The sequence below is a fragment of the Psychrobacter sp. AOP5-GZ1-6 genome (assembly GCF_052376345.1).
Lineage (GTDB): Bacteria > Pseudomonadota > Gammaproteobacteria > Pseudomonadales > Moraxellaceae > Psychrobacter.
Map to the genome: position 1 here is coordinate 24,755 of NZ_JBQSVP010000026.1, position 9,229 is coordinate 33,983.

Below are 9,229 nucleotides of genomic sequence, written 5' to 3' on the forward strand. Positions count from 1 at the left end.
TTTGTAATCATAAAATTGTTCTTCATCATGCAGCCATCTAATCATTAAATGATGAAGAGCAACTGAAAAACGTACGCTACTGTTCATGCTCTTTTAATAAAAGCCAAGCAGCCACGTACGTCACAGAATACAGTTGTACCAAACATTTTTAGCTATAGTCAGTTCAATATAATTTCGATACAAGGAAACCGAGTGCAAGTTATACATTAGTATGCTTAGCGAGGATGACGATGTAGCGGATTTATATAGACTTGACTATAAAACGCTTAAAAGAATGCTTGAATGCCCGTCTGTGCACGACCAAGAATCAGCGCATGGATATCATGTGTGCCTTCATAAGTGTTGACCGCTTCTAAGTTCATGACATGACGAATGACATGGAACTCATCAGAGATACCATTACCGCCATGCATATCACGAGCGATACGAGCGATATCAAGTGCTTTACCGCAGTTATTACGCTTAATAAGTGAAATCATCTCAGGCGCAGCGTTATCTTCATCCATCAGACGACCCACACGTAGTGCTGCTTGTAGACCTAAGCTGATTTCTGTTTGCATATTGGCCAGCTTCAACTGCACAAGCTGCGTTGCGGCGAGCGGACGACCAAATTGCTTACGATCGAGCGTATACTGGCGTGCTGCTTTCCAGCAGAACTCAGCCGCACCCATACTGCCCCATGCGATACCATAACGGGCTTTATTTAAGCAGCCAAATGGGCCTTTTAGACCACGGATATCTGGGAACGCATTGGCTTCAGGGACGAACACCTTATCCATGACGATCTCACCGGTGATTGATGCACGTAATGAAAACTTACCTTCGATTTTTGGTGCAGATAACCCTTTCATGCCTTTGTCTAAAATAAAACCACGAATCTCGCCCGCATCATCTTTTGCCCAGACCACAAACACATCAGCGATAGGGCTGTTGGTAATCCACATTTTATTACCCGTCAGCTCATAACCGCCATCCACTGCGCGCGCGCGTGTCGACATCGACGAGGGATCAGAACCTGAATCTGGCTCAGTCAAACCAAAACAGCCGACATACTCACCTGTCGCAAGCTTTGGTAAATAACGCTCTCTTTGCTCTTCTGTGCCATACGCCCAAATAGGATGCATCACTAGGCTTGACTGCACACTCATCGCTGAGCGGTAGCCCGAATCAACGGCTTCTACTTCCTTAGCAATCAGACCATAGGCAACACTCGATAAACCAGCACAGCCATAGCCTTCAATCGTGACACCCAGCAGACCCATCTCACCCATTTGACGCATAATATTACGGTCAAAGCTTTCGTTACGATTGGCCTCTAGAATTCCAGGCATCAGCTCATTTTGAAAAAACTGACGGGCGCTGTCCGTCACCATACGTTCTTCGTCAGTAAGCTGGTCACGTAATAAGAAAGGATCTTCCCAATCAAAACTTGGGCGCGTAGATGTTGCCATGTGGTTCTCCTTGATATCAGTCATCCTGACCGACGAATAGTGATTGATAAATGGGGTTAAATAAATAGACTATTGACTTCATAATTCCGCTATGCGAAACTTAGTTTCATAATTTAAAACCATTTAAGCAAACTTTCGCCGCGCTGTAAACCTTTATCAAAAAAAGATGAGTATAAAATGACAAAAAATTTATCAGCAGCCATACCACTGTTGAATCGCTTGACGACTACACTTGAGCAAAGCAAGGAAGAGAACGATCGACAATTCGTTATGGCTCTAGGTCGTGGACTGGCGATACTTGCAGCGTTTGAGCATGATCAGCAGCACACCCATCAGCAGCTATGTCAGATGACAGCACTACCAAAAGCGACCATCACTCGCCTGATCCATACCTTGACCACGCTTGGGTTTTTACGTGTCACTGAGCACGGACAGTATCAATTGGGTAGTAGTGCTGTACGTCTCAGTGCTACCGCGTGGAGTCGCCACGATATGGTTGCAGCGGCTGAGCCTTTACTGCGACAGTTTGCTAGTGAGAATGAGGTATCAGTGAATCTAGCGACCGAAGTCGAAGGAGAAATGCGCTATCACGCCTGCTGTCGTAGTCCTGCTCGCCTATCGGTCAACTTACAGGTTGGCTCAGCGGTGCCCGTTGCACGCACTGCCATTGGACGGGCTTTTTATGCGGTAAGCTCACAAGCAAGACAGGCTGTGATTCGTAGCAATTTACAAGAACAGTTGTCTATCGAGGATTATAACCATGCACAAACTGCCCTAGCCAGCGCGGCAGAGCATTATGAGAAATATGGCTATACCGTGTCTGATGGAGAGTTTTCTACTGACATATTGGCGGTCGCCATTGGCGTATTTGATGTCGCAACTGGGCAATACGCTTATTCGCTCAATGCCAGTGTGCCAAGTGCCAACTGGGAAGCGGATGACTATGCCGCGATGATAGTGCCAAAGTTACAGGTATTGGCGGAGCGGATTGGTGGTGGGAATTAAAACGGTTTGTACTCTCCGTCTGTAGAATCATAGATCATCACTGAACCGTCTGCACTAACCTTATAGCGATCACGGACATGACCCACATAAGAATCGCCACCGCAAATATCATCATGAACTTCAAAAGCGGCAAACTCCCAACTTGTCGCTATAGCATTGTCATTGTTGCTCTCAAAGAGAAACTGCAAACAATCCAGATCTGCGTTCGGACGCTGTTCTAAAGTCACTAATAATGACTCAAATGCCGCCTTTTCAGTGATGCCTATCGTGGCAGTAGCAGTCGAACTATCTACGACCGATCCACTCCCTCGATCTAATGGGTTACAAGCAGTTAATAAGACAGCTAGAGAAATACAAATCGTTGACGTAAGCAAGTGCATATCATCGTTCCATAAAAAACCATATAGTTCCAGAGAAAATCATTCAGTAATGAGATTACCTTTAAAAGTATCATAATAGATAACCCGCATTAACCTGTTCCACATACTTTCCATCTAACTTGATTGAAAGTTCGATATATCTGTATATCATAAAAACTTATGACATCATAAAAATGAATGGGGACAGGTCATGGACTACCGACACGAAAGTAAGCGTGAACAGACATCTAATTTCAGTATTGGTTTGCGTTCAAAACTGGGGCTGAATCTAGGCAGTGGCTTACTGTGTGCCCTGATGCTTAGCGCTTGCCAGCAGGCAGATACTCAGGACACTACTAATAATCAAGCCGACAATGCCAGCCAAACAGGGGATGCAACAAACACAGCTATGCAGGATTCTACTAGCATACAGTTCCCTCAATATATTCATGGTACGCCCGCACTACTGCACCCTATTACCCCGATTGATATAGAAGACCAAGAAACAGGCTTGAGCAGTATCAAGTCTAGAAAAGGAGAAATGGTCTATCCTATATTTGAGCAACAAAGCACTTATCGGTATCACACGCATGCCAATAACTTTGTGTTTGAAGAGATAGCGACAGGCAACACGCAAAAACTGATGCCCAATGACAACTTCATCATCGATCAGATATTTCTACCATATACCACGCAATACAAGCTCATTGCCGCTAAAGATATCTCACAAGCAGACGCACTCGCATATGACACTGAAATGTTGGCTGATATGGATTATGACGCTAATTATGAGGCAGCGCAGGATGCCCTGAGAGGTACCGAAAAAGTGACTATCAATACCCCTTTCAACCATCTCATTTACCATGTCTCTGAGACGCCCAACCAGCCTGACGAAGAAGGCAAAAATATCATGCGTCAACAAGCGTTATACATGAGTGACAATATGGGTAAGCAACTGACCAAACTGCATCCTGATAATGAGTATGTACAATCGACCAAGTGGATGCCACAAGTTGCGCGTTATTACTTTATCACGCGCTCTGATAGCGATGGTAATGGGCTTATCGATGAAAAAGATGCCACTCATAATTACCAAATCGACTTCTCGGTAAACACGCCAGTGGTTAAAGGTTATGACTTTTAAGCTAAAAAGAACTCTCTTTGCCTTGGTTCTGATATTTATTTCGCTAAAAATTTTCGACTTAGTGACAAGTCCACAGATTAAAATCTTTAATAATACAGACGCACCAATAAGGTTCAACTCTTTGCAATATATAGACACAAGAGAAGAACCGACAGTTGAAGAACTAAATGATTGGAAACTAAGCTACAAGATTGAAAAATCGAAGTCAAAGAATATGACATTGCATGTAAAAAACCGCTTTATAGATAAAGATATTTATCTGGGCATAGATTATTCATATTTCGGGGACTATCTTACAGATGAAAATATATACGATCTAGATGGTGTGACTTTTACGAAAACGCCAGCTTATATAGGACAAGCAGCTTATTGCAGCTTCAAAGTAAAGGTATATCCCAATAACAAAACTATCGTTACGCCATTAAGAAAATATTTTTGTTTATACCCTTTTTATTATCATAAAAAACAATAATCCTTAAGAGTTGCAATGTCAAAATCTCTCTATAGTCTTCTTATTTTCTGCTTATGTCTAACAGGCTGTAATGAAGATATTGAGATATATCATGCTAAATATTTAGACGATATCTTCCCCAACAGTAATGGACAGCAGACATTTATCGTCAAATCTCACTGTTAGAATCGTCCGACGTGTAGTTACATAGAAAATGCTACAACTGTAAAGAATAAATGTTCTAAGCCATCATAAGAAATATAATGCCAAAACATCTAACAATAATTACTACCTGTTTCATTTAATCTAATAAAGGCTCAGGTAAAACCGGCGGTGTACTATCCATATAAGTTAAGTAATTCAGCCATAACTCATGCGTGCGTTGTTTGGTGATTCGGGTACTACAGTTAATAGACATTAAGCCACGAATTGACCCTGTCGTCCATGATGTATAGACCGCATCACAATTACTATATTCATATTTTTCCCAAGCTTTTTGAGAGGCTTTGATGGCTTCAACAATCTCAGGATTTTCATTGTATTGAGAATAACTGGCAATCAGATATCGACGCATAATTTTAGTAGCATCTTCTCTCTCTTGCGCGGCACAATATTCCATCGCATAGGTCGAATAAGCCTTGTCACAATCAACCGTATCGCCATTACTCGCCCATGCTGGAGATACCATTGCTATTAGCGTAAATGCGCCCAGTATAAAACCATACGGTGCATAAGTTGATTTAGTTTTCATGATACTGCCTTATCTTTTTAATCGTACTAAATAGTATACTTTATTTTACTAATTTGCGTTTGTTGGTTAGCAGAAAAATCTACCCCAGCTCATCAAACCTAAGCCCAAACTTCATCAGGTATTTACGCAATCTGTCGCTATCATTCGGGCTTTTTAGCTTATCGCGTGAGTTGGCGTACAGATAGCGCCCAGCCGCCGCTTGGTTTCTATGATTAATACAAATCTCAATCACATATGCCAATTGCACCGCATCAAACGGATCAATAGTCGCAAGAGTTTCCTCATCTAGATATTTTATTAAAATATTATGGCTACCCTGCTCGATGGTTTCGCTATCTAAAGTAGCACTTTTCTTACTTAAACTATTCGAACCATTCAAACTGTCAGGTAATTCCCAAAGATGCGTTAAGCGCTCAATCTCCGCTTGTACGTCATCATTGCGAATCACTTTACTCTCAGCCAGCGTGGTCAGGCGAATCATACTGGCCGTCAAATCACGAAAGTTCCCTTGCCATGTCGCATCCGCACTCATCGCAAAAGCTTCATACAACTGCCTCGCCTCTGGGGTAAATCGATAGTGCTGCTGCTGCTCGCTACCCAAACGCGCTAACTCATAGTCGATATTGGCAGGTAAATCTTCTAGACGGTCTTTAAGCGATGGCAAAAAGAACGTCCATGTATTGAGACGCGCAAATAGATCCGCTCGAAACTCGCCATCAGCGACCGCTTGCCGCAAGTCTTTATTGGTGCCTGCCATTAGCTGAAACGACACGCTAATCGGTGTATCACTACCAAGCGGATAAAAGCGCTGCTCCTCCAATGCGGTCAATAGCATCGCTTGCTCATCAAGCCCCAACTCTCCGATTTCATCTAAGAATAACAAACCACTATCGGCTGATTTTAGCAGTCCATCACGACTCGTTGCAGCTCCCGTAAATGCGCCTTTGACATGCCCGAATAGCACACTCATGGCGGTGTCACCACGCAGCGTCGCGCAGTTGACCTCGACGAATTTTTCAAGCGTGTTTTTGCCTTGCGTGCTACTGGCTTTGGCTTTTTTAAGCGCGTAGATTTGGCCTGCCAATTGCGACTTGCCCGCTCCTGTTGCGCCCATTAATAATATGGGTGCGGTTGAGCGTGTGGCGACCTTTTCAATATCGGAGATGAGCTTTTGATAAGCGGCGTTTTGGGTGACTAGATTGGCTTGCAAGGTTTGCCAATGTTGGGCTTTTTCTGCTTCAAAACGTTCACGTAAACCATCATAGCGCGAGACGTCCAAGTCAATCACTTGATAGCGACCTTGCGGATCAGCTTGGTCAGGTCTTGGGCAAGGAGAAGTCTGAATCAAATCAGCGGGAATAAATCCCGCCTCTACCAACAAGAACCAGCAAATCTGCGCCACGTGCGTACCCGTGGTCAGATGCAGCAAGTAATCGGTATTGTCCTGAAAATCAAACCTTGCAGCAAAGTCATACAGCTCAGCATAAACGTCGGCAAAATCCCATGGACTAATCAACGTCACATGATGACCAATCACCTGCGTCTGCGGGCTGACTTGCGCCATGTCATCTTTAATAATTTTAAACAGTCGCTTATCGCGCTTGCTATATAAAATATGCAGCTCATCGACCAGTAGCTCGTCATGCAAACCTAGACTGACTGTTGGGCGCCATCGTTGCCAACGCTTATCATTAAAGCCATTGTCTAAAGTAGTGCCGAGGAAGCCGATGACGGCAGTTTTGTTGTTCGAATCACTATTCATAATATTACTTATCACTGATTATCATTAGCAAATAGTATATTATTTTCTATCTAGTTAGTTTTATTTCTATATATTTTTAGCCCATGGTTAAGTAAATTCATCTATTTGAAAAATACGTAATAATTAAACCATTTACTATCAAACACTTATAAATAAATTCAAACTATCCTAAAAACTTGGCACGCCCTTAGCATTATATAAAGTAAGAATCATCTTTCATAATAAACGAACTTTGCAACGCTAAGGAAAACGCCATGCAACCAACCACTCATAACATCATTCAAGATGGTGGAACGCCTATTAGACTTTGGACCAAGGGCGTGCCCGTCGATCCAAAAGCACACGACCAATTGATCAAAGCATCAAAAATGCCGTTTGTATATAAATGGCTTGCGGTGATGCCCGATGTGCATGTCGGTATTGGCGCGACTATCGGTACGGTATTGCCCACCAAAGAAGCGATTATTCCCGCTGCCGTTGGCGTCGATATCGGCTGCGGGATGATGGCAGTGCAAACCACCCTAACCGCGAACGATTTGCCAGATAGCTTGCTCGGTCTGCGTACCGAACTGGAAAAAGCGATTCCACATGGTCGTAGTAAAACGCGTGGTCGCGGGTCACGCCGTGATGTTGGCGCGTGGGCCAACCCTGATGACACCGTAATGAACGGTTGGGGAACGCTGGTTGATGACTTTAATTATATAACCCAAAAGCACCCTCGCCTAAAAAATACCAATAACCTTAATCATTTGGGTACGCTGGGTACGGGAAACCATTTTGTCGAGGTGTGCCTTGATGAGACCAACCAAGTTTGGATCATGCTGCACTCAGGCTCACGCGGTGTGGGTAATGCCATTGGTCGCTACTTTATTGAGCTGGCACGTGAGGACATGCGCAAATGGTTTATCAACTTGCCTGATAAAGATTTGGCTTACTTCGCCGAGGGTACAGAGCACTTTGATGATTACTGGTTTGCAGTTGGTTGGGCGCAGCGTTTTGCTTTTAAAAACCGCGAAATCATGATGGAAAAAGCCATCAAAGCGCTACGCCAAATCGTACCTAAACCATTTGATGCGGCAGTAAAAGCAGTGAACTGTCATCATAACTATGTGGAAAAAGAGCAACATTACGGCGAGGAAGTGTTCGTCACTCGCAAAGGCGCAGTACGTGCTCGCGTTGGCGAATACGGTATCATTCCAGGGTCAATGGGTGCTAAATCCTTTATCGTACGCGGTAAAGGAAACGAAGAGTCATTCTGCTCTTGCTCGCATGGTGCAGGTCGTATCATGTCACGTACCGAGGCGAAAAAGGTATTCACGGTCGCCGATCAAATGGCGCAGACCGAGGGCGTAGAATGCCGAAAGGATGCGGATGTGATCGATGAGATTCCAGCGGCGTATAAAAATATTGAAGACGTAATGCAAGCGCAAAGTGATTTGGTAGAAGTGGTACATACGCTGCGTCAGGTGGTTTGTGTTAAAGGGTGAGAAGCCAAGCTATGGGTCTACCAGCTCAAGGCTGAATTCCCGCATTTAGATACTACTGTCAAATACTGTGGGCTAGATGTAAACTATTTAGAAGAAGCAAATATTATTTTTTGGGCAGAGCCAAAGGCTACAGGCTAAATTATGAATCATTTTCAAATGAGTTTAGTGGACTATGACTTTCCCTATGACTCTAAATTAGATGATATAAAAATCGTTGAATTTTATATTGATGGCAAACCATTAATAGAACTGCTTGGAGACTGTCGCCATTTAGGAAACATAAGTAATGACCTCGATTTCTGTGATCTTTCACAACGCAATTATATATCGCAGCTATTAGGTCAAAAGTTATTTATAAACGGCTTAGCGTCAACTCGGTTAGTTCTTTATAGCTGTCATTGTGCTTGTGATCATTGTGGAATTTTTTCTACAGAAATAATCGTTGGCGATCAAACCGTAGAGTGGAAGCTTATTGCGTGGGAATATACTGAATATCAAACTGTGTTTGAGCCAGCGATTAACTTAACATTCTCTAAATCTCAATATTTTGAAGCCATCAAACAATATTGCGAACAAACAGGAATTGTTCTCTAGTGTTATTAGTATTAGACAGTCATAGAGATAAAATCAGTTATTTGGAAAGCTATGAAAAAACCAACCTCTATTCATAAAAGTATCTTAAAAAGTGAAGCAAAAATTCAAAGGCTCCATCATTTGATTAGCAGTACTTTTGCTAAGCGAGATGATAATAGACAAAGTTATGAATCATGGCAAAACGCTTGTACCAATTTTCATCAGAGCTATAGTACTTTGGTATTT

At 43.0% G+C, this 9,229-nt stretch carries 9 protein-coding genes; 5 read left to right on the plus strand and 4 right to left on the minus strand.

Going from position 1 to position 9,229, the window contains the following annotated elements; all coding sequences use genetic code 11:
* Window positions 1-266 precede the first annotated feature (266 nt).
* The gene (locus ACT3RN_RS05580) at window positions 267-1,451 is read right to left on the minus strand and encodes an acyl-CoA dehydrogenase (protein WP_192518933.1); all 1,185 of its coding nucleotides are present in this window, start codon (window positions 1,449-1,451) and stop codon (window positions 267-269) included.
* 177 nt (window positions 1,452-1,628) lie between these two features.
* On the opposite strand from ACT3RN_RS05580, the gene ACT3RN_RS05585 reads away from it, so the two are divergent.
* Window positions 1,629-2,456 carry an IclR family transcriptional regulator gene (locus tag ACT3RN_RS05585; RefSeq protein ID WP_192992524.1) on the plus strand — a complete coding sequence of 276 codons (828 nt, stop codon included), beginning with the start codon at window positions 1,629-1,631 and terminating at the stop codon, window positions 2,454-2,456.
* On the opposite strand, the gene ACT3RN_RS05590 is transcribed toward ACT3RN_RS05585, so the two are convergent.
* Window positions 2,453-2,836 carry a hypothetical protein gene (locus tag ACT3RN_RS05590; protein WP_192518935.1) on the minus strand — a complete coding sequence of 128 codons (384 nt, stop codon included), beginning with the start codon at window positions 2,834-2,836 and terminating at the stop codon, window positions 2,453-2,455. The two genes, ACT3RN_RS05585 and ACT3RN_RS05590, sit on opposite strands and share 4 nt — an antisense overlap.
* A gap of 190 nt (window positions 2,837-3,026) precedes the next feature.
* On the opposite strand from ACT3RN_RS05590, the gene ACT3RN_RS05595 reads away from it, so the two are divergent.
* Together ACT3RN_RS05595 and ACT3RN_RS05600 are read left to right on the plus strand one after the other, a co-directional pair.
* A complete protein-coding gene (locus tag ACT3RN_RS05595) occupies window positions 3,027-3,959 on the plus strand; it encodes a hypothetical protein (RefSeq protein WP_192518936.1) in 933 nt (310 codons plus the stop codon).
* Window positions 3,949-4,431: a hypothetical protein gene (locus tag ACT3RN_RS05600; protein ID WP_192518937.1), complete on the plus strand. Its 483-nt coding sequence runs from the start codon at window positions 3,949-3,951 to the stop codon at window positions 4,429-4,431. Before ACT3RN_RS05595 ends, ACT3RN_RS05600 begins: the two co-directional genes overlap by 11 nt.
* A gap of 280 nt (window positions 4,432-4,711) precedes the next feature.
* Here ACT3RN_RS05600 and ACT3RN_RS05605 read toward each other — a convergent pair whose 3' ends face one another.
* Together ACT3RN_RS05605 and rtcR are read right to left on the minus strand one after the other, a co-directional pair.
* The gene (locus tag ACT3RN_RS05605) at window positions 4,712-5,161 is read right to left on the minus strand and encodes a lysozyme inhibitor LprI family protein (RefSeq protein WP_192518938.1); all 450 of its coding nucleotides are present in this window, start codon (window positions 5,159-5,161) and stop codon (window positions 4,712-4,714) included.
* 79 nt (window positions 5,162-5,240) lie between these two features.
* Window positions 5,241-6,923, minus strand: coding sequence for an RNA repair transcriptional activator RtcR (rtcR, locus tag ACT3RN_RS05610; RefSeq protein WP_192518939.1), 1,683 nt, complete (start codon window positions 6,921-6,923; stop codon window positions 5,241-5,243).
* A gap of 254 nt (window positions 6,924-7,177) precedes the next feature.
* On the opposite strand from rtcR, the gene ACT3RN_RS05615 reads away from it, so the two are divergent.
* Window positions 7,178-8,410, plus strand: coding sequence for an RtcB family protein (locus ACT3RN_RS05615; RefSeq protein WP_192518940.1), 1,233 nt, complete (start codon window positions 7,178-7,180; stop codon window positions 8,408-8,410).
* A 141-nt stretch (window positions 8,411-8,551) separates the two neighbouring features.
* On the plus strand, window positions 8,552-9,004 hold the full coding sequence (locus ACT3RN_RS05620) for a hypothetical protein (protein WP_192518941.1): 453 nt from the start codon (window positions 8,552-8,554) through the stop codon (window positions 9,002-9,004).
* Window positions 9,005-9,229: the final 225 nt, after the last annotated feature.